The organism is Sphingomonas sp. BK481 (genome assembly GCF_014194875.1).
Lineage (GTDB): Bacteria > Pseudomonadota > Alphaproteobacteria > Sphingomonadales > Sphingomonadaceae > Sphingomonas > Sphingomonas aerolata.
This window is the reverse complement of the sequence record NZ_JACIAP010000007.1, coordinates 163,694-184,327: the sequence shown is the minus strand read 5'-3', so window position 1 is coordinate 184,327 and position 20,634 is coordinate 163,694. Positions and strand designations below refer to the sequence as shown.

At 68.1% G+C, this 20,634-nt stretch carries 19 protein-coding genes and 1 riboswitch; of the genes, 16 read left to right on the top strand and 3 right to left on the bottom strand.

From position 1 onward, the window contains the following. The first annotated feature begins 2 nt into the window (after positions 1-2). From FHY04_RS14760 to FHY04_RS14730, 7 genes are all read left to right on the top strand, one after another. Positions 3-1,247 (top strand): putative DNA modification/repair radical SAM protein, encoded by a 1,245-nt coding sequence (locus FHY04_RS14760; protein ID WP_056673981.1) that lies wholly within the window; start codon positions 3-5, stop codon positions 1,245-1,247. 63 nt (positions 1,248-1,310) lie between these two features. Next, a complete protein-coding gene (locus FHY04_RS14755; protein WP_183936979.1) occupies positions 1,311-2,222 on the top strand; it encodes an HNH endonuclease in 912 nt (303 codons plus the stop codon). A 98-nt stretch (positions 2,223-2,320) separates the two neighbouring features. Further along, the gene (locus FHY04_RS14750; protein ID WP_183936978.1) at positions 2,321-2,599 is read left to right on the top strand and encodes a hypothetical protein; all 279 of its coding nucleotides are present in this window, start codon (positions 2,321-2,323) and stop codon (positions 2,597-2,599) included. Further along, complete coding sequence (locus tag FHY04_RS14745; protein ID WP_306286500.1) at positions 2,596-3,036, top strand: periplasmic heavy metal sensor; 441 nt, start codon at positions 2,596-2,598, stop codon at positions 3,034-3,036. The genes FHY04_RS14750 and FHY04_RS14745 overlap by 4 nt, the downstream gene beginning before the upstream one ends. Beyond that, on the top strand, positions 3,033-3,638 hold the full coding sequence (locus FHY04_RS14740; RefSeq protein ID WP_409349169.1) for an RNA polymerase sigma factor: 606 nt from the start codon (positions 3,033-3,035) through the stop codon (positions 3,636-3,638). The genes FHY04_RS14745 and FHY04_RS14740 overlap by 4 nt, the downstream gene beginning before the upstream one ends. An 80-nt stretch (positions 3,639-3,718) precedes the next feature. Continuing rightward, positions 3,719-5,512 carry a copper resistance system multicopper oxidase gene (locus FHY04_RS14735; protein ID WP_183936977.1) on the top strand — a complete coding sequence of 598 codons (1,794 nt, stop codon included), beginning with the start codon at positions 3,719-3,721 and terminating at the stop codon, positions 5,510-5,512. Continuing rightward, positions 5,509-6,684, top strand: coding sequence for a copper resistance protein B (locus tag FHY04_RS14730; RefSeq protein WP_183936976.1), 1,176 nt, complete (start codon positions 5,509-5,511; stop codon positions 6,682-6,684). Before FHY04_RS14735 ends, FHY04_RS14730 begins: the two co-directional genes overlap by 4 nt. Here the strand turns inward: FHY04_RS14730 and pnuC are convergent. Genes pnuC through FHY04_RS14715 form a run of 3 tightly spaced genes read right to left on the bottom strand, consistent with a single transcriptional unit; the run spans position 6,615 to position 10,707 of the window. Further along, entirely contained in the window at positions 6,615-7,232 is a 618-nt protein-coding gene (pnuC, locus tag FHY04_RS14725) for a nicotinamide riboside transporter PnuC (protein ID WP_183936975.1), read from the bottom strand. The genes FHY04_RS14730 and pnuC overlap by 70 nt on opposite strands. Beyond that, a complete protein-coding gene (locus tag FHY04_RS14720; protein WP_409349171.1) occupies positions 7,229-8,380 on the bottom strand; it encodes a phosphotransferase enzyme family protein in 1,152 nt (383 codons plus the stop codon). The genes pnuC and FHY04_RS14720 overlap by 4 nt, the downstream gene beginning before the upstream one ends. Before the next feature lie 14 nt (positions 8,381-8,394). Continuing rightward, positions 8,395-10,707 carry a TonB-dependent receptor gene (locus tag FHY04_RS14715; RefSeq protein ID WP_183937019.1) on the bottom strand — a complete coding sequence of 771 codons (2,313 nt, stop codon included), beginning with the start codon at positions 10,705-10,707 and terminating at the stop codon, positions 8,395-8,397. 70 nt (positions 10,708-10,777) lie between these two features. Beyond that, positions 10,778-10,866: riboswitch (TPP riboswitch) on the bottom strand. A gap of 164 nt (positions 10,867-11,030) precedes the next feature. Between FHY04_RS14715 and FHY04_RS14710 the strand changes: the two genes are divergently transcribed. The 9 genes from FHY04_RS14710 (at position 11,031) to FHY04_RS14670 (ending at position 20,631) form a co-directional block, all read left to right on the top strand. Then, the gene (locus FHY04_RS14710) at positions 11,031-11,753 is read left to right on the top strand and encodes a FadR/GntR family transcriptional regulator (RefSeq protein ID WP_056673965.1); all 723 of its coding nucleotides are present in this window, start codon (positions 11,031-11,033) and stop codon (positions 11,751-11,753) included. Positions 11,754-12,020: 267 nt separating this feature from the next. After that, positions 12,021-13,205, top strand: a complete 1,185-nt coding sequence (locus FHY04_RS14705) for an outer membrane beta-barrel protein (protein ID WP_183936974.1) — start codon at positions 12,021-12,023, stop codon at positions 13,203-13,205. 10 nt (positions 13,206-13,215) lie between these two features. Continuing rightward, positions 13,216-14,034, top strand: coding sequence for a polysaccharide biosynthesis/export family protein (locus FHY04_RS14700; RefSeq protein WP_183936973.1), 819 nt, complete (start codon positions 13,216-13,218; stop codon positions 14,032-14,034). A gap of 280 nt (positions 14,035-14,314) precedes the next feature. Further along, the gene (locus FHY04_RS14695; protein WP_260171531.1) at positions 14,315-15,397 is read left to right on the top strand and encodes a glycoside hydrolase family 5 protein; all 1,083 of its coding nucleotides are present in this window, start codon (positions 14,315-14,317) and stop codon (positions 15,395-15,397) included. Positions 15,398-15,503: 106 nt separating this feature from the next. Then, complete coding sequence (locus FHY04_RS14690) at positions 15,504-16,817, top strand: ATP-binding protein (protein ID WP_183936972.1); 1,314 nt, start codon at positions 15,504-15,506, stop codon at positions 16,815-16,817. Then, positions 16,801-18,177: a GNVR domain-containing protein gene (locus FHY04_RS14685; protein WP_166746296.1), complete on the top strand. Its 1,377-nt coding sequence runs from the start codon at positions 16,801-16,803 to the stop codon at positions 18,175-18,177. The genes FHY04_RS14690 and FHY04_RS14685 overlap by 17 nt, the downstream gene beginning before the upstream one ends. Continuing rightward, entirely contained in the window at positions 18,174-19,061 is an 888-nt protein-coding gene (locus FHY04_RS14680; RefSeq protein ID WP_037530233.1) for a CpsD/CapB family tyrosine-protein kinase, read from the top strand. The genes FHY04_RS14685 and FHY04_RS14680 overlap by 4 nt, the downstream gene beginning before the upstream one ends. 14 nt (positions 19,062-19,075) lie before the next feature. After that, positions 19,076-19,804, top strand: a complete 729-nt coding sequence (locus FHY04_RS14675; protein ID WP_162235403.1) for a WecB/TagA/CpsF family glycosyltransferase — start codon at positions 19,076-19,078, stop codon at positions 19,802-19,804. Then, on the top strand, positions 19,801-20,631 hold the full coding sequence (locus FHY04_RS14670; RefSeq protein WP_197977850.1) for a polysaccharide pyruvyl transferase family protein: 831 nt from the start codon (positions 19,801-19,803) through the stop codon (positions 20,629-20,631). Before FHY04_RS14675 ends, FHY04_RS14670 begins: the two co-directional genes overlap by 4 nt. Positions 20,632-20,634 lie beyond the last annotated feature (3 nt).

The following is a 20,634-nucleotide window of genomic DNA, read 5'->3' as shown; positions in this document are numbered from 1 at the left end:
GCATGGCCCAGCTCGACACCCGTGAGAAACTCGAGATCCTGGCCGATGCCGCGAAGTATGACGCATCCTGCGCGTCGTCGGGCACCGCCAAGCGCAATTCGAAGGACGGCAAGGGGCTCGGCTCGACCGAGGGCATGGGCATCTGCCACGCCTATGCGCCCGACGGCCGCTGCATCTCGCTGCTCAAGATCCTGCTGACCAACAGCTGCATCTTTGACTGCCATTACTGCATCAACCGCAAGAGCTCGAACGTCCGCCGCGCGCGCTTCACCGCCAAAGAGGTCGTCGACCTGACGATCGCCTTCTACAAGCGCAACTATATCGAGGGGCTGTTCCTCTCCTCGGGGATCATCGCCTCGTCCAATTACACGATGGAGCAGATGGTCGAGGTCGCGCGCAGCTTGCGCGAGGATCATCATTTCCGCGGCTATATCCACCTCAAGACGATTCCCGACGCGGATCCCGAGCTCGTCCACCAGGCGGGGCTCTATGCCGATCGCCTGTCGATCAACGTCGAGTTGCCGACCGCAGGCGGGCTCAAGCGGCTTGCCCCCGAAAAGGACGGCGTCCGGATCGAGACCGCAATGCGCGAGGTCAAGGCCTCGATCGTCGACGGCAAGGATGCCAAAGCCAAGTACAAGTCCGCGCCCCGCTTCGCCCCCGCGGGCCAGTCGACGCAGATGATCGTCGGCGCCGATGCCGCGACCGATGGCGACATCGTCCGCAAGGCCTCGACGCTGTACGACCGGTTCGGTCTTCGCCGCGTCTATTATTCGGCGTTCAGCCCGATCCCCGACGCCAGCGCCGTTTTACCGCTGCAGCGCCCGCCGCTGATGCGCGAACACCGGCTCTATCAGTCCGACTGGCTGATGCGCTTCTACGAATTCCAGCCGCACGAGGTCGTCGCCGCGGCCGACGACGCGACCGGCATGCTGCCGCTCGACATCGATCCGAAACTGGCCTGGGCGCTGAAGTTCCGCGGGTCGTTCCCGGTCGACGTCAACCGTGCCCCACGCGAGATGCTGCTCCGCGTCCCCGGGCTCGGCGTGAAGGCGGTCAACGGCATCCTGACCAGCCGCCGCTGGCGCCGCCTCCACCTTGCCGATATCGCGCGGCTGACCGTGTCGGTCGCCAAGATCCGCCCGTTCATCATCGCCGAGGACTGGCGCCCAGTCGCACTGTCCGACCGCGCCGAACTCCGCCCGATCGTCGCGCCGAAGCCACGCCAGATGGAAATGTTCGCCTGAGACCCCGGTCGGGGCACATACGGTGACGGCTGGTGGATCGGGGGCGATACGCTAAGGTCAGCAATGGCCTTTGGCGTATTCATTCACCGCTCGGACTCGATCTACGACGACAGCCCGGCCGAACGATACCAGTTTCCCGCCCAGTATCTGAGCCGTGCGCAGCCCAGTATCGGCGACTGGATCCTCTATTACGAACCGCGCAAGGTCGCCGCCACGCGCGGCTATTTCGCGGTCGCCAAGGTCGAGCGGATCATCCCCGATCCGTCGACGCCGGCGATGTATCTCGCGCTGATCGAGCCCGGCTCCTATCTCGACTTCGCAACCCCCGTGCCCTTTGCCGGCGTTGACGGTCCAGTCGAACGCGGCGTTCTCAACGATCAGGGGCGGATATCCGGCCGTGCCCAGTCGGCGGTGCGCCCGATCTCCGCTGCCGACTTCAACCGCATCGTCACGCTCGGCCTCGACGACGATGCCCCGCTGCTGCCGCGCACCGGCGATGCCGTGGCCGACACGGTGGACGACGGCCATTGGCACGAGGAGCGCAGCCCGTTCCTGATCGAGGGCGATCGTCCGCGCATCGCCAGCCTCACCTCCCGCATCGTCCGCGACCGGATATTCCGCCGCACCGTCCTGCGCGCCTATGACGAACGCTGCGCGATCACCGGGCTGAAGCTGATCAACGGCGGCGGCCGCGCCGAGGTCGAGGCGGCGCATATCCGCCCGGTCGAGGCGAACGGCCCCGATATCGTCAGCAACGGGCTCGCGCTGTCGGGCACCGCGCACTGGATGTTCGATCGCGGGCTGTTGTCGCTCGCCGATGATCTCGCCATCCTCGTATCGCGCCAGGCCAATGATCCCGACACGATCCGCGGGGTCGTCAACGCGAGCGGCTATGCCACCGCGCCGGCCCGCGCCGCCGATCGGCCGCACCCCCATTTCCTGCAATGGCACCGTGCACACTGCTTCAAGCAGTAACGACGACACGGCGGCGGCAACCCATTCTCGCCAGCGGGCAAAAATCATGCGGGATCGCGCGCGGCGGTGCGTATGTCTGGATGCAGAGGGAGCGGACGATGCAGGATCCTGTCGATGAAGGACTGACCCGGCTGGCGGCGATGCCGGTGCCGCGCGCGCTCGATGGCGTCGAGGCGTCGGTGTTCGAGAGCATCGCGGAGAATGCGCGCAGTCGGCACACCAGCCTCCTGGTCGGGCGGTGGTCGGTCGGTACCGCGCTGGTGCTGGGCTTGATCGGCGGGGCGACACCAATCGGCCATGGCGCGCCGGCGCAGGCGTCGATCCCGATCGGAATCGACGGCGCGCTTGCTCCCTCGACCTTGCTGCTCGGGCAGTGACGTCCGTGGTCCGGCGTGCGGCACCGACGATCGTCCTCGCCTTCCTCGCGGCGATCGCCGGGGTGTTTATCGGCGGCTGGATCCGGACGCCGGGTACAGCGCACGGCACCGAACTCCACACGCTGCTCCACCGCGACGTGGTGCTCGACGCCCCGCAGGAGGCGGCGCTCGACCGGCTCGAGGCCGAGTTCGCGGTCCGCCGCGCGGCCCTGGAAGCGGAGCTGCGCGCCGACAATGTCCGTCTCGCCGCCGCGATCGAGCGCGAGCATGCCAATGGCCCCGCGGTCGCCGCCGCGGTCGACCGGTCGCACCGGACGATGGGCGCGCTGCAAAAGGCGACGCTCGCGCATGTCTTTGCGATGCGCGGGGTGATGCGCGCCGACCAGACCGCGGCGTTCGACCGGGTCGTCGTGCAGGCGCTGACCCCCGCGCATTGATCCCGCCCCGCCCCGACAGGACCGCGCGCCGCACGAGCATCGATCTCGATGCCTATGACGACGCCGCGCTGGTCGCCGCGCATCTCGCCGGGCCCACAGCGGACCGGCAGGCGGCGTTCGCGGCGCTGATGCGACGGCACAAACAGCCGCTCTACCGCCTGATCCTCGCGCAGATCGGCGATCCCGACGAGGCGCTCGATTTGTTGCAGGAGAGCTTCGTCGCGGCGCACGCCGCGCTGTCCCGCTATGACCGCGACCGGTCGCTGCGCGCATGGCTCGCGCGGATCGCGATCAACAAATGCCGCGACTGGCACCGTCGCCGCCGAGTCCGCCATGTCCTCGCCCGCGTGTTGCCGATCGAGGCGGGCGAGCGGGTCGCGGATGGGGCGGCGGATACGGAGACGAACGCTATCGATCGCGACGACCTCGCGCGTACGCTGGCCGATATCGCGCGGCTCCCCGCCACGCTGCGCGAGCCGCTGCTGCTGTGCACAATCCACGAGCTCAGCCAGGCAGAGGCCGCGCAGGCGCTGGGGATCAGCGTTAAGGCGGTCGAGACCCGGATCCGTCGCGCCCGCGCAGCACTCGCCGCCGCGGCCTGATTTGTCTAACGTCATGAGGGGCAAGCCGATCGGCGGCGTATGACCTGACAGACGTGGCCGCTCCCGGCCCGAGGATCCGCATGACCCGACCGACCCGCCGCCAATTCCTGCGCAACGCCACGCTTGGCGGCGGCGCGCTCGCGCTGCCCGGGTTCCCCGCCTGGGCCCAGCCCGTGTCCACGGGGATCGCGACCCCGCTGCCGATCCTGTCCGGCACCGATATCGCGCTGACCGTGGCGCATCTGACGCGGACGATCGACGGCACGCGCAGCCACGCGATCGGCATCAACGGCACCAGCCCCGCGCCGCTGATCCGGCTGAAACAGGGGCAGCAGGTCCGGCTGTCGGTGACCAACAGCCTCGACGAGGAGACGTCGATCCACTGGCACGGGCTGCTCGTACCGTTCCAGATGGACGGCGTGCCCGGGATCAGCTTTCCCGGCATCCCGGCGCGATCGACCTTCACCTACGACTTCCCCGTCGTGCAGGCAGGGACCTATTGGTATCACAGCCATTCGGGGCTGCAGGAGCAGATGGGGCATTACGGCCCGATCGTGATCGACCCCGAAGGTCCCGATCCGATCGTGTCGGACCGCGAACATGTGATCGTCCTGTCGGATCACAGCCCGCTTCACCCGCATGCCATCTTCCGCAAGCTGAAGCTCCAGGGCGGCTATTTCAACTATCAGAAGCAGACGCTCGGCGGCCTGCTCGCGGGCCGGGACCAGCCGGCGGGCGAACGGCGGATGTGGGGCGGGATGCGGATGGACCCGACCGACGTGTCCGACGTCACGGGCGCGACCTATACCTATCTCGTCAACGGGCATGGCCCCGCGGACAACTGGACCGCGCTGTTCACGCCCGGCGAGCGCGTCCGCCTGCGCATCATCAACGCCTCGGCGATGACCAATTTCAACGTCCGTATTCCGGGGCTGAAGATGACGGTCGTGCAGGCCGACGGCCAGAACGTGCGCCCGGTCGCGGTCGACGAGTTCCAGATCGCGGTCGCCGAGACCTATGACGTGATCTTCGAACCCGCCGCGCCCGTCGCCCACACGCTGGTCGCCGAGGCCTGGGACCGATCCGGCATGGCGCGTGCCACGCTGACGCCGCGCATCGGGATGGTCGCTGCGGTTCCTGCGCTGCGCAGACGCCCGCTCGCGACCATGAAGGACATGGGCATGGGCGACATGGCCGCGATGGATCATGGCGCGATGGGCGGCATGGCGGGGATGGACCACGGCGCGATGCCGGGCATGGACAAGCCCGCGCAGGCTCCCGCCGGCGATGCACCGATGCCCGCCATGAGCCACAGCATGCGCGACTTTGCCAACGCGCCGGGCCTGCCGAAGACGCCGACCGTGCAGACCGTCGCGCCGATGCCGATGGATCGCACCGGCGAGCCGCCGCAGGGCCTGAGCGACACCGGTCACACCGTACTGGTGTACCGCGATCTCGTCGCGCTCGACCGCAATCCCGACCTGCGCGGGCCGACGCGACAGCTGCAGATCCACCTGACCGGCAACATGGAACGCTATATGTGGGCGTTCGACGGCGTGAAGCTGAACGAGGTCAAGGCGCCGATCCCGTTCCGCCAGGGCGAACGCGTCCGCGTCACTCTGGTCAACGACACGATGATGGCGCACCCGATTCACCTGCACGGCCATTTCTTCGAGCTGGTGACGGGTCACGGCGATCATGCGCCGCGCAAGCACACGATCAACGTCGCCCCCGGCGGCACCGCGACCTTCGACCTCACCGCCGATGCGGTCGGCGACTGGGCGTTCCATTGCCACATGCTCTACCACATGCACGCGGGCATGATGCAGGTCGTCACCGTCCGCCCCGACAGCGAAGCGGGAGCAGCGGCATGAAGACGCTCGCTCTCTTCCTCGCGACCGTCACCGCCACGCCCGCCGCGGCGCAGATGCACGAGATGCACGGAATGAAGATGCCCGGCATGACGATGCCCGCCAAACCCGCGCCCAAAAAGCCCGCACCAAAAAGGCCGGCACCCAAAAAGACCGCCCCGGCAAAACCCGCAGCACGCAAGGCGGCGTCGGTGCGCGCGCACACCGCGAAGCCCGCTGCATCGGCGATGCCGGCGATGGACATGTCCCCGACAGCCGCCTGTTCGGCCGAGCATGCCGCAATGGGCCATTGCAAACCCGCCGCCACTGGCGCGGCCCCGCCACCCCCAGCCTTGCCAGCCGCCGCGGCCTGCCCGCCCGAACACGCCGCGATGGGCCATTGCACCCCGGCCTCATCAGACGGTCCCGCCGCCCCGGCGGGCACGGACCAGCCCGCCGGCACCGCACCACCCCCCGCCCCGCCGACCACGCTCGCGGCGGCGCGCTTCTACGATTCCACGACGATGACGAAGGCCAATCGGATGATGCGCGACGAGCATGGCGGCATGCGCTTCAGCCAGATCCTCTTCAACCTCGCCGAGGTGCAGGTGCGCAGCGGTCGCGACGGCTATCGCTGGGACGGCGCGGGCTGGTTCGGCGGCGATATCGACCGGCTGGTCGTCAAGACCGAAGGCGAAGGCGGTTTCGGCGACCGGGTCGAGGCCGCCGAAGTGCAGGCGCTCTATTCGCGCGCGCTCGATCCGTACTGGAACCTGCAAGCCGGCGTCCGCCAGGATCTCGGCGCAGGCGACAAGCGGACCTATGCCGCGCTCGGGGTCGAGGGTCTGGCGCCCTATTGGTTCGACGTCGAGGGCACGCTGTTCCTGTCCGACAAGGGCGACGTGCTGGCGCGTGCGGAGGCCTGGTACGACCAGCGCATCACCCAGCGCGCGATCCTCCAGCCGCGTGTCGAGCTGAACCTCGCCGCGCAGGACATGCCCGGCAGCCGGATCGGCGCGGGGCTGTCCACCGCCGAACTCGGCCTGCGGCTACGCTACGAGATCCGCCGCGAACTCGCGCCCTATGTCGGGCTGTCCTGGGAACGGCGCTACGGCGCCACTGCCCGTTATGCGCGCAGCGATGGCGATAGGACCGGCAGGGTTTCGCTCGCGCTCGGTGTGCGCGCCTGGTTCTGACGCGCCGCCTGCCACTGTCGATAGCCCAGCAGCGCGAGCAGGATCATCGCCGCATAGAGCCCCGCGGTCAGCATCAGGCCCTTCACGACGAACATCCCGACATAGACGATGTCGACGACGATCCAGAGCAGCCAGCTCGCACTGTGCCGCCGCGCGGTCCAATATTGCGCGACCAGGCTGAAGCTGCTCAGCGTCGCATCGATCCAGGGCAGCGCCGCGTCGGTATAGCGGCTCATGACGAACCCGATCGCCATCGCGGCACCCGCACCGGCGCAAAGCCCCGCCAGCGCGTGGATCGGCCGTAGCGGTAGGACGGCGACGTCGCCCGCATCCTGCCGCCCGCGCGCCCAATTGCGCCACCCATAGACCAGCGCGCCCGCGAACACCGCCTGCAGCATCATGTCCGCATAGAGCCGCACGTCGAGGAACAGCTTGAAGTACAGCGCACAGGCCAGCAAATTGACCGGCCAGCACCACAGCCGCCGCACCGCGGTCAGCCAGATGCCGAGGAAACTGACCGCGACCGCGGCGATCTCGAGCATCGTCATGAGCCGTTCTCCGCAACGGCGATCCGGCGGAGGAACGCCTGCCCCGGTTCGGACAGGAACCACGCCGCATGGCCGATCAGATAGCCGTCCCAGGCCAATGCCGCCGCGCTCATGTCGCCGAGCACCCCTGCGAAATACGCGACCTCCGACAAGGCGAATTCGAGATGCACCAGCGGCAGCAGCCGGACGAGCGTCGCCCGGTCCTCCGCACCGAACGCGGTCGTCGCCGCATAGCCCGCCAGCAGCGCACACGCCGCCTCGGGCTGGCCGATCGCGGCGTCCTCGCCCTGCCCGAGCGCCAGCCAGGCGACACCGCTGCGTTCGATCGCGATCGCCAGGTCGTGCAGCGCGCAGGTCCGGTCCGCCAGCCCGAAATCGATGACGGTCCGCACGTCCTCCTCCGCCCAGAGCAGGTTGGAGGGATGCCAGTCATTATGCGTCCACAAGGGCGGCTGCGCGGCGAGCCGTGGCTGCAACCCGTCGCCGAGCGCGCTGAACAGCGATGCGAGCTCGCGCTGCCACGGCCGCGCGGCGAGGAAGACGGCGAGCGCCGGCCGCTCCGCGACATAGCGTTCCGCCGCCGCGATCGGGTCGGGATCGGGCAGGATGGTGAAGCTGGCGACCAGCGGTTGCGGCGGTCGCGCCGGCGCATTGAACCCCTGCGACGCGCGGTGCAGCTGCGCCAGCGCCACACCTGCCGCACGCGCCTGCGCCAGCGACAGGAACGGCGTCCAGGAGGGCCGGTCGCGATACAGGTCGACGCCGGCGGCCTTGCGATGCAATTCATAGGTCCAGTCGCCGCGGGCCAGCGCGCCGCTATCGCTGGCGGCGAGCGTCATGAACTCGGGCACCGCAATGTGCGGGCGCAGGTGCGCGATGAACCGGTGTTCCGCGCCCAGCTGATCGGGCGTCCGCATCCGGCGGTGATGCCGCTTGAGCAGGAGCATGCCCTGCCCGGTCTCGATCAGCGCCGCCGCGGAGAAAGGACGCGGCGAATGCCAGTGCACGCGCTCGAACGGACCGGCGGCCGGAAACTGCGCGGCCACGGTCGCGGCTTCCTCGGCGGTGATCGCCGGCCAGCTTGGCGCGGCCATGTCGGTGCCCATCCCGTGGACCAGATGCGCCGCCGGCGAGCCCGCGCCGATCATCGCGCCCGCACCGGTCACAGGCCGCGCGAGATGGTCGCCATGACGGCCGCACCACTCCCGACATAATAGGTCGGCGCAGATCCCGCGATCAGCGTCCCGCCGCGCCCGATCACGTCACGCGCATTGGTCGAGACCGACTGCACGCCCGCCAGCACGCGCGGATCGGTCACGTTGATCGCGTTCAGCCGCAGGTCGGTCCGCTTGCCGTCGAGCATCGACGCCAGATGCACGCCGACCGACAGGTCGAGCGTCGCATAGCCCTTGATGCTCTCGTCGTTGACGAAGGTCGCATATTGCCGCCCGACATATTTCACCGCGACACTGCCGAACAGCCGTCTGTCGTCATAGGTCCCGCCGCCACCGATCTGCACGGTCGGGCTCGAGACCGCATGCCGGCCGCGGGTCGGCAGATAGTCGTCGCCGACCGGCAGGTCGTCGCTGATCCGCGCGCGCAGATATTCGCCCGAGACATAGACGCTGACACCGCGCGCCGGGCGATAGTCGATCTCGGCATCGATCCCGTAGGAGCTCTGCCCCCCGGCATTCAGCGTCGAATTGACCAGCGCGCCGCCGCTATTGATGACCGTCGCCAGCTGGCGGTTTCGGAAATCATAATGGAACCCCGTCACCGATGCGGACAGCGCTGTACCGATATAGCGATAGCCCAGCTCCTGCGAGACCGCATATTCGTTCTTCAGCGCGGTCGTCCCCGCGCTGACCAGCGCACCGCCCGCATAGCTGTCGTAGAGCGTGAACTCGTTCGGCGTGCGGAAGTTCGTCGTGATGTTGGCGAACAGCTGCTGCCGGTCGTCGATCTCGTAATGCACCGCCGCCCGCGGCAGCGCGGCGAAGCTGTCGAGGCGGACGCGGTCCTGCGGGCCGGGCAGGTAGTTGCGCCCGCTGCGCAGCACATTGACGCCCTTGAACCCGATATCGACCGCAAGACGCGGGGTCAGCGTAATATGGTCGGCCAGGAACGCCGCCTTGGTGACGGTCACGGTCCGCTGGTTCTCATAGGCGAGCAACCGGCCGTCCGCGGTCCGGATCGCCTTTGCGCGATACCCCCAGCGATCGGCCGGCGCGCCATCGGCACCGACCGCGGTATAGGACTGGACGACGCGGTCGGTGCCGTGATCGAACCACAGCCCCGCGGTCAGCCGGTGGATGCCGCGCTCGATCGTCAGCGTGTTGACCGTGCCCACGCGGCGCTGGTCGCCGGTATAATTGCCCAGCACCGTCGCAACCCCGTCGACCGCGCCCGGCAGCGCGATCGGATCGGCGAGCGGCTCGATGCCGAGGAAATTGCCGGTCGTGGCAAGCTGCGTCCCATAGGGCGAATTGCCGTAACCGAACTGCAGATAGCTGGTGCTGTCGAGCGTCACCCCCGTGCCCAGCGCCAGATGCACCGGCGCCGATGCATAGAGGTTGCTGAACGGCGCGCGATAGAGCCGCCAGTAATTGGTGTTGCCCGCGCTGTACCGCGCATCGAAGTTGAAATCGCGTCCCTGTGCGCGCCATTCGGCGAGCGTCGGGCTGCGATAGGTCGACGAGTTCGCGTCGTTGAACGACAGCGCCAGGCTCGCGCGGTTGCCGTTGCCCCATTCGCCGAGCAGTTTGGCATCGACATGCTGGCGCGTGTCATGGCCGGCACCGCGCCAGTTGTTCGCGCGCGTGTTCGAATAGGAGACGAAGGCCCGCAACCCCGTCTGGCCGATCCGCCCGCTATCGAGCCGGACGAAGCCGCGCCGCGCCGCATAGGATCCGATCGACAGGTCGACGAGCCCGCGCGGCGCCGCACTCGGATCGTCGAGCCAGAGCGACAGCGACCCGCCCGCACCGCCCAGCGTCGGCGACGCGATATCGACCGCGCCCTGCGCCAGCGCGATGCGCTGCAGATTCTCGGTATCGGCGAACTGCGAGGGATAGGCATAATAATAGCCGATGTCGTTCTGCGGCGCGCCCTCCATCGTCACACCGATCTCGTCCTGCCCCAGCCCGCGCAACGTCAGGCTCGAACTGGTCGACAGGCCGTAGGGATCGCTCGACGCGACGGTCGCGCCGGGCAGGAGGTTGACCAGCTGGAACGCGTTGAGCGTCGGCGCCTGCTTGGTGATGAACGCCGCGGCGATCGCGCTCTCGGACTTGGGCACCGTCTGGTCGGGGAGCAGCCCCTCGGGATCGAGAAGGCCGACGACGCGGATATCGACCGGGTCGGCGCCGTTTCGCGCATCCGCCTGCGTCTGCGCGCCGGCGGGGGCGAAGGCCACCACAGCAGCAAGTGCCACTGCCAGCGCACTGCATGCAATACGGGGCGGCCGGCCCGCCATCAGGTCAAATCGAAGGATCATCACGGTCTTGGGTCCACTCCACACGGAGGGACGACGGACGCGCCGCCAGCCCTCCCTACGCCGGTATCAACCGGATCAGGTTCAGCGGGTCATGGGCTGCAGCCCACCTCTCAGCCGCGCGTCAGCGGCCCCCCGGGGAGCGCGCCGTCTAGGCGGTTCGGCCCTCCGGCGATAGCGTTATTGCCCGTTTGCCCGTCCGCAGCGCCTTCCCGGCACACGCGCGGCAGAATTATATGACAATCCACGCCACCCAGACGCTTGCAGTGGGTGACAGCCGGACCGGTTTGCGCCACACAGGCTTTATGGAGCGTGTGCTGACCGACGTCGTTGCCCTGGAGAATCGGGATCTGGGACGGAACCTTACGCATGGCATGCTCGACCTGCTCGGCAAGGCCATCGTGACCGGCCAATATACGGATCGGCCCTTCCCCACCGAGGCGGAGATCGCGGTGGCGCATGGCGTCAGCCGATCGGTGACCCGCGAGGCGGTCAAGATGCTGACCGCCAAGGGACTGGTCAGCGCGCGCCCGCGACAGGGCACGATCGTCCAGCCATCGAGCAGCTGGAACCTGTTCGACACCGATGTGCTGCGCTGGTTGCTGGACCGCAAATTCTCGGTTGAACTGCTCCAGCAGTTCAACCAGCTGCGGATCGGGATCGAACCCGAAGCGGCGGCGCTCGCGGCGCTGTACCACACCGAACAGGACATGGTCGCGATCGAGGCGGGGCTGGCGCGGATGGCCGCTGCGGAGCGCAGCTATGACGATCCGCTCGACGCGGACATCGCGTTCCACGTCGCCGTCCTGCGCGCGTCGCGCAACCCCTTCTACGCACAGTTCCAGTCGGTGGTCGAAACCGCGCTTCGCACCTCGATCCGCTTCACCAACCGGATCAAGGGGCGCAGCGCGAACATCGCCGACCATGCCGCGGTCGCCGTCGCGATCGCCGCGCGCGATGCCGATGGTGCGCGCGACGCGATGCGACGCCTGATCGGCGACGTTCTCAGCCTGATCGCCGAGGCCTGACACCCGAACCGTCGCGACCCGGTGTACGATCAAGGGACAGCACCGTGCGACGCCGTCACTCGACCTGATCGCGCTTTTCACTTATCGAGACGCGGTGCCCTTGGGCCCGGTGCCGCGAGTCGAGATTTGACAAGCGCCGGAATAGCTCGAAGGACGAAATGCGACCGCGCATCATGCGGGTAGCAATTGAAAACATGACGGGAAACAATGCGAAGGGCTCGAGACGAGCGAACTGCACGGATCGGCAAGGTCGCGCTCGCGGCGGCCATGACCGGCGGTTTGGTGAGCGGTGCGCAGGCACAGACGGTCAACGTCAACACACCCGTCAGCGTGCCCGTCGCGGGCAATGTCGACCGGTTTCGTGTCGTGCCGGTGATCACCAGCGTCTATGACAGCAACGTGCTGCGTCTCAACGACGCGCGCGGGAGCGGGCCGCGCGACAATATCCGCGTTTCGCCGGCGCTGGCCGTCGACCTGAATCGCATCTTCGGACGCACCCGCGTCACCGCCGGCGGCACGGTCGGCTATGATTTCAACACCCGGTTCAGCGGCCTCGATCGCGAGCGGATCAACCTGACTTCGAGCGTGACGACCCCGGTCGGCGCGCCCTGCAGCGTGACCGGCAGCGCGGCGCTCGAACGCGCGCAGTTCGATCTCGGCGACACCAACACCGTGGTGACCGAGAGCTTCCTGCGCCAGGTCTATGACGTCGGCGCGAGCTGCCGCGCCGCGGCGGGCTTCTTTCCCGCGGTGGGCGTCAACCGCGTGTCGCTCACCAACAGCAGCCGCAAGGTTCTGGACACGAACCAGTCGGCGCTGCGCGCGGGGATCGGCTATGGGCGGCCCAGCCTCGGGACGCTGCAGCTTATTGGCTCGGTTGCGAAGATCGCGCGCCCGGGTATCGAGGATCTGACCGGGATCGACGATTCGACGATGATCACCGACGTCCAGCTGGTCTTCGAACGTTCGGTCGCGCCGCGCGTCAGCTTCCGGCTTGGCGGCGGCATCACGCATGCCGACCCCAAGCGCGCGGCCGTGCCGTCCTTCAGCGGCCCGTCGTTCGACGCGCAGGTGACGATACGCCCGGTGCCCCGGTTCACGATCGTCGGCTCCGGCCGCCGTGCGGTGCAGAATCAGAGCTCGTTTGGCGCAACCTATATCATCGCCGACAGCTACAACCTCAACGTGTCCTATCTGCTCTCGGCGCGTAGCACCGCCACGCTGTTCGCTCAGCGCGCGCGACGCGATCCGCGCGGCGAGGATCTGGCGCTCACGCTTCAGCCACCACGCGGCAAGGACAGGCTGAACCTGGTCGGTGGCAGTTATGCATTCGATTTCCACCGGTCGCTGCGGCTCAGCCTGAGCGTCACGCATCAGCGCCGCACGGCCGACAATGCGATTTACGATTATACGGCCACATCCGCATCGGCGGGTGTCACGGCTCGTTTCTAAGGGGATGATGATGAAGATCCGCATGGCGCATTCGCTTGTTCTGCCGTTGCTCATGGCCGCTGCGGCCGCCGGGGCGCAGGTACCAACCGCACGCCCGACACCCGCGCCGGCGGGTGCCGTACCCAACGACGGCTATCGCCTGGCCCCCGATGACGAGGTCGAGGTGACGATTTTCGGCCAGGGCCCGGGCCAGGTGGTCAAGACGCGCGTCAAGAGCGACGGCACAATCACCCTGCCGTTCCTCGGCGCGGTCCAGGTGCGCAACCAGACCGCGCGTGAACTGGCCGCGGACATCGCCGCCCGGCTGCGGAGCGGCGGCTATTTCGTCAAGCCCGTCGTCAATGTCGAGGTCACGCAGTTCGTCAGCAGTTCGGTGACCGTGTTCGGCGAGGTCGGAACCCCCGGCATCTATCCGCTCGATCTGCAGCTGACCGTTGGCATGACGCTCGCCCGCGCCGGCGGCACGCGTGGGACCAGCGCGGACTATGCGATCCTGAAGCGCGTCGGCGATCCGGTCGAACACCGTATCCTCCTGTCGGACCTCAGTGGCGAATGGAGCGCGGCGACGCTGCTCGAGGCGAAGGACACGCTCTTCGTTCCGGTCGCGCCCGTCATCTATGTCTATGGCCAGGTGAATTCGCCCGGATCCTTCCCGTTGAAGACCGGGATGACGGTTCGCCAGGCGCTGGCCCGCGCGGGTGGTCCGACGCTCGCCGGATCGACGCGGAACGTCACGATCTTCCGCGACGGCGAGAAGCTGAAGAAGGTCGATCTCGACGGCGAACTCAAGGCCGAGGACTCGGTCTTCATCAACGAAAAATGGCTCTGAATCAGTGATCGGATTCCGGTGGCCGGGATGTCTCGTTTCATGCGATGCCCTGCGCATTCGTCGTCGCCAGGTCTGTTTCGCAACAGCCTGACGTCTGCGGCCACGGCCTGAGAAGAGGGCGCTCCGGCAACGGGGCGCCCTTTTTCATACCCTAGTGCCCCGCCATGTCCCGTGCCGCCAGCGCCGGCGCACCCCGCTACCCGGGCCAGCCGTCGCGATTCCCCCGGCGTTGGTCGTGTGATGCTTGCACGGGTCACCGGCTTGGGTGATGGGCGTGCCGATGCGACATAACGGCCTGTTCATCGCGCTGGGAGGCGCTGCGCTGGTCGCGACGGCTGGCGTTGCGGTCATGATTGCGCCCGCGCGAACCGGTCTGCCGATCACGCTCGATGCCGCCGCCGACGCCCCCTCCGCGACAGGGCCGCGCAAACCGGCGCATCCGCGCTATACCGGCGTCAACATCGCGACCGGCGGCTTTGCCTCGAAGCGCATTCCCGGGCGCTACGGCTTCGACTATTTCTACCCCAAGCCGCAGGAGACCGCGCCCTTCGTCGCTGCGGGCATGAACGCGATCCGCGTGCCCGTTCTCTGGGAACGGCTGCAACCGCAGCCCAATGCCCCGATCGACGCCGCGGAACTCACGCGGCTCGACGAATCGATCGCGGGGCTCGGCGGGTTCGGCCTGATCATCCTCGACGTGCACAATTACGCCAAATACCGGGGCCAACGGCTCGACCAGATCGACCCGCGCGGCGCGATGCTCGCCGACCTCTGGACCCGCCTCGCCCGCCATTATGCCGGGGACAAGCGTATCGCGTTCGGCGTGATGAACGAACCCAATGGCCTCTCCGCCACGGCGTGGCGACCGATTGCGGAGGCGTCGTTACAGGCGATCCGCGCGACAGGCGCGCGCAATCTGGTACTTGTCCCGGGGACGAACTGGTCGGGTGCCCATTCCTGGACGAAAGGCAGCGACTCGAACGGCGAAGCGCTGAAAACGCTCGTCGACCCGGCGAACAACATGGCATTCGAGATGCACCAATATCCGGATGCCGATTCGTCGGGAACGCATCCGGAATGCGTGTCGCCAAAGGCCGCCGCACAGGCATTCGACTCGGCCACCGCCTGGCTGCGCGCCAACAAGGCACGGGGATTTCTCGGCGAATTCGGCGCAAGCGGCGACCCGAACTGCCTCGCCGCGCTCGATGCGGTGCTCGGCACACTTGACGCGGGCTCGGACGTCTGGCTCGGTTGGACCTATTGGGCAGGCGGCGCCCTGTGGGGGCCGTATATGTACAGCGTGCAACCCGACAAGACCGGGGACAAACCGCAAATGTCTATCCTGATACGGCACAAATCTTAATGATCACAGGGTATAGTGGCCCCGTGGAGCCGTACGGCAATCCTATTGTGCGTTGCAGCAACGTCGCGTACCCGCTCCCCGGATCGGCAAGGCAGATACAAGAATTATGTTGAAGTCATGGATTGCATCGCTGACGCGCTGGCTGGACGGCCGCGGATGGGCCGAGCCCCCCGTGATCGAGCTGACGCATCGCTACACCCCGCCCGCCGCGCCGGTCGTCGACCTGCCCGCGGATCCCGCCCCGGCAAGCACCGCGACGCGGCTGATCGGCGACCGGCGCAGGATCGCGGACACGTTCGACGCCGCACGCCCGGTGCGGACCCGCGGCGAGCTGTTCGGACGCGCGGTCGAGCTCGACCATCTGCTTGCCGCGACGCTCGACTTTCACCAGCATGCGGTGATCCACGGCGCACGTGGCTCGGGCAAGACCTCGCTGGTGCGCGTGCTCGGCGAGCATGCGGATGAATCGGGCGCCGTCGTGCTCTATTTCGCGTGCGAACCGCATGCGACCTTCGCCGACATCATCCGGCTCTATCTCGACGCGCTCCCGCCCGCAGCCTTCGCGCCGGGCGGACAGCGTGCCTTTGCGCAGAAGCTCGAACAGATGCCGGAGAATTTCGGCCCGCGGGCGTTCGTCGATCTGGTGGCAGACCGCGTCACCGCGCCGACGATCCTGATCTTCGACGAGTTCGACCGGATCGAGGATGCGAGCGTGAAGAGCGACGTCGCGGCGGCGATGAAGCTGCTGTCCGACGCGCTCGTGCCTGTGCTGTTCGTGCTGGTCGGGATCGCGCGGACCGTGTCCGACGTCGTCGCTGGCCACCCGTCGCTGCGCCGGCACATGCGGATCGTGTCGCTGGGCCGGATCGGCGCCGACAGCGTCGACGCGCTGATCGCACGTGGCGAGGCCAATACCGGCGTCCGCTTCGATACCGATGCGCGCGCGATGATCGCCGATGCCGCCTGTGGCTCGCCCTATCACCTGCGCATGCTGGCCGGGCATTCATCGCTCGCCGCTGTCAGCAGCGACGCGGATATCGTCACCAAGGCGCATACCCGCACCGGCTTCGTCGATGCGTTCAGCCACTGGGCGCAGATGAACGAACCCGATGCGCGGCTGTTCGCGAAGGTCGTGCTCGGCTGCACGCTCGAACAGCGCGATGCGCTCGAGGCCTTGGCCCGCACTGCCGCGACGATGGACGTCGTTTTGCTTGATACCGATCGATATGATCGTGCCATTTCGATGCTAGACCCCGCATTGGTCCGCGAACGGGGCGATGACGGCGAACACGATGGCGTGTATTTCCGTGACAGTACCGCGCCGCAGATGCTGATCGCGCTGTTGATGACTACCCCTGTTTCCACCACGGCGGCCCGGCTTGGCGCACCGCAGGAGAGCAACCTTGCTAATACCCGCTGATCTGATCGCGTCGCTGAAGGCGCGCTGGCGTATCGAGCTGGCGATCATTCTGCTGATCGTCGTGCTGGTCGCGCTCTGGACGGCCGTCACGCCCAAGACCTATGTCGCGCAGTCCTCATTGCTGTTCGACGGTGGCCCGGCCCAGTCTGTAACCGACGAGGCGGCGCCGCAGCAGGATGGCGTGGCCGCGCTCGTCGCGACCCAGGCCGACGTCCTGCAGAGCGAGGCGATCGCCGCCGCGGTCGTCCGCGACCTGAAGCTTGCCGCCAACCCGCAGGTTGCTGACCAGTGGCGTGCGCGCACCGGTGGCACCGGCGACGTCAACGCCTGGTATGGTCGTCAGCTGCTCGGCGGGCTCGAGGTCATACCGGGCCGGACCTCGCGCGTGCTCGCGATCCGCTTCAAATCGGCCGATCCGCAATTCTCGGCCCAGGTCGCCAATGGCTTTGCCACCAGCTACCTAGATGCGCGCCTGCAGCTGCAGACCGATCCCGCCCGCACCTATTCGCGCTGGTTCGAGGATCGCACGCGCGAGGTCCGCACCGCGCTCGAGCAGGCGCAGGGCCGGCTGACCGCGTTCCAGCGTCGCACCGGGATCGTCGACACGACGACCAACAACACCGACGCCGCCCGCCTGACCGAACTGTCCGGCCAGCTGACCGCAGCCGAAGCGGCGGCGGCGGATGCCGGCGCGCGGGCGGGCGGCGGCAGCACCGGGCTCGACGTGCAGTCGGCCGGTGTCGTCCAGGGTCTGCGCACGCAGATCTCGGCCAAGACGGCCGAAGTCGCACAGCTCAGCGCGGATCTCGGCCCGAACCACCCGCAGCGTCAGGCCGCCGAGGCGGAACTGTCGGCACTGCGTCGCCGGCTCGCGGTCGAGACCGGGACGAGCACCAATGCGGTGCGCGTCGCCAGCGGTGCGGCAAGCAGCAAGGAAAGCCAGATGCGCGCCCTGCTGAACCAGCAGCGCGGCAAGATGCTGTCGCTCGCGGGCGACCGCGCCGAGCTCGACGTGCTCCAGCGCGACGTCGATTCGGCGCGTGCGGCCTATGACACCGTGACCCAGCGTCTCGGCACGATGCGGCTGCAGAGCGAAGCGCCGTCGACCAACGTCGTCCAGCTCGACGTCGCGCAGCCGCCGATGTTCCCCTCCTCGCCCAACGTGCCGATGCGGTTGGCGCTCGGCCTCGTGCTGGGCGGAATGCTGGCGGCGGGGACGGCGCTGGCACTAGAACTGTGGCGGCCGCGGGTGCGGACGTCGAGTGGCGCAGCGACGGCCATGGGTGTGCCCGTGCTGGGCTCGGTATCGTTTTCGCAGTCGCGCGTCGCGTCGCTGCTGGGTGGAAGGCAGACGTCATGAGGCTTCGTTCGAGCGAAACGGCAAATGTCGTTCGTCCCGCGGTCGCGCCGGGCGCCGAAGCGCCCAGCCAGCGGCAGCTTCTGGGCAAATTGCTGTCGCTGTCGCCCGAGGCGCATCGCCAGATCGAGCATCGCCAGGCTGAAACCGGGCTGTTGTTCGGCGAGGCGGCGGTCCAGCTCGGCTTTGCGACCGAGGAGCAGGTGCGCCGCGCGATCGAGCTGCAACAGGGCTTCACGGTTCTTCCCGAGGGCGATGAGCGCGTCGATCCGCTGGTCGTCGCAGCATTCGCGCCCGATGATCCCATCGCGGTCACCGCGCGCGACATTCGCGCGATCGTGACGCGCGACGTCCGTCCCGACGGCTCCCCGCTTCAGGGGATCGCGATGATCGGGATCGACGACGAAACGCTGCACACCACCGTGCTCACCGCCAATCTGGCGGTCGCGTGCGCCCAGGCCGGCTATTCGACGCTGCTGGTCGATGGCGGCATCGGCGCACCGCGTCAGCACGGGCTGTTCCGCCTGCCCAACCGCACCGGTCTGTCGACCCTGCTGTCGTCGGGCGGCCGCGTCGAGGCGATCGCCCAGACCACCGCGATCCCCGGCCTGTCGCTGCTGTCGGCGGGTCCTAGCGTCCCCAACGCGTCCGAACTCTTCGACCGGCAGCGTCTCGCCAACACGCTCGATCCGCTGCGCGACCATTATGGGCTGGTCATCTTCGATGCCGGCCCCGCCAGCGCGACACAGCTCGAGGCCTGTTTCGGGCTCGACGCGGCGATCATCGTCGCGCGCCGCAACCGGTCGGATGCGCGCGCGCTGCGCAACGCCGCGGCCGTGCTGCAGGAGCATGCCACCCCCGTGCTCGGCTCGATCCTGATCGATTGAGCATGGTGGGCATGATGGAGATTCGGCGAATCGGCCACATCGATGTGGTCGCCACCGATGTACCGGGTGCCGTTGCACAGGTCGTTGCCGCGGTAGAAGGCGACGGTCCGGCCATCTTCGGCTTCTGCAATGCGCACAGCGTCAACCTTGCGCGGGCGGATCCCGCCTTCGTGACCGCGACGCGGGCGGGCGTGTTCTTCAACGACGGCAGCGGCGTCGATATCGCCAGTCGGCTGCTCTACGGCACACGCTTCCCGGCCAATCTCAACGGCACCGACCTGACGCCCGCGGTGCTCGCCGCGCTGCCTGCGGGAACGGGCGTGTTCCTGCTCGGCAGCCCGCCAGGCGTCGCGCAAAAGGCCGCTGCGATCCTGGCGGAGCGCTTCCCGAACATCCGTATCGCGGGCAGCCATCACGGCTTTTTCAGCGCCGACGAGGCGCCCGCCCTGTCGGAGCGGATCCGCGCATCGGGCGCGCGGCTCGTGCTCGCGGGCATGGGACAGCCGCGTCAGGAAAAATGGGCGGCCGCCAATGCGGGCGCGGTCGGTGCGGTGATCCTGTGCATCGGCGCCTTTCTCGATTTCACTGCGGGCCAGTTCGTCCGTGCGCCGCTCTGGATGCAGCGCGCGGGCATCGAATGGACCTTCCGCCTTCTGCAGGAGCCCCGACGGATGGCGTCACGCTATCTCGTCGGGAACGCGACCTTCCTGGCCGCGACGCTCGGACAACGGATGAAGCGATGAAACAGATGATGCCTCCTCGCCTGCACCGCGCACTCTCGCGTCTGCGGCATGCCCCGCCGCCGTCCTATGACGACCGCTATCCGCGCGTCGACGTGTTCGAATGGCGTCCCGCGGGCAGCGCGATCAATTTCGGCGACCGGCTGGCGACGGTCGTCGCCGAGCGTGTCCTCGCGCTGCACGGCCGCAGCCTCGACGAGGAGACGGCGCGCGACGCGACGCTGTTCACGGTCGGATCGGTGATGCATTTCGCCAAGACCGGCGACACCGTCTGGGGCTCGGGCGTCAACGGCAAGATTCCCGCCGATCGTCACGCTTTCGACGCACTCGACATCCGCGCGGTCCGCGGTCCGCTGACGGCGGCGTTCCTTTCGGAGCGCGGGCTGGACGTCCCGGCGGTCTATGGCGACCCGGCGCTGCTGCTGCCGACGCTGTTCCCCGACCGCTTCAAGCGGCATAGCGCCCAGCCGGTCCTGTTCGTTCCCAACCTCCACGACCTCACGCTCGCGCCGACGCTCGGCCTGCCGTTCGTGTCGCCGCTGCGCGGCTGGAACGCGGTCGTCGAGCAGATCGTCGGCGCCGATCTGGTGCTCGCAAGTTCGCTCCACGGCGTCGTGATCGCCGAGGCCTTCGGCATTCCCGCGCGGCATGTCCGCCTGACCGAGACCGAGCCGCCGTTCAAATATGACGATTATGCGCGCGGGACCGGACGATCCGGCATCGACTCCGCGAACAGTGTCGCCGAAGCGCTCGAAATGGGGGGCGCGCCGCCGATATCCTTCGATCCCCAGGCGCTGCTCGCGACATTCCCGCACGATTTGTGGGAGTGAGTC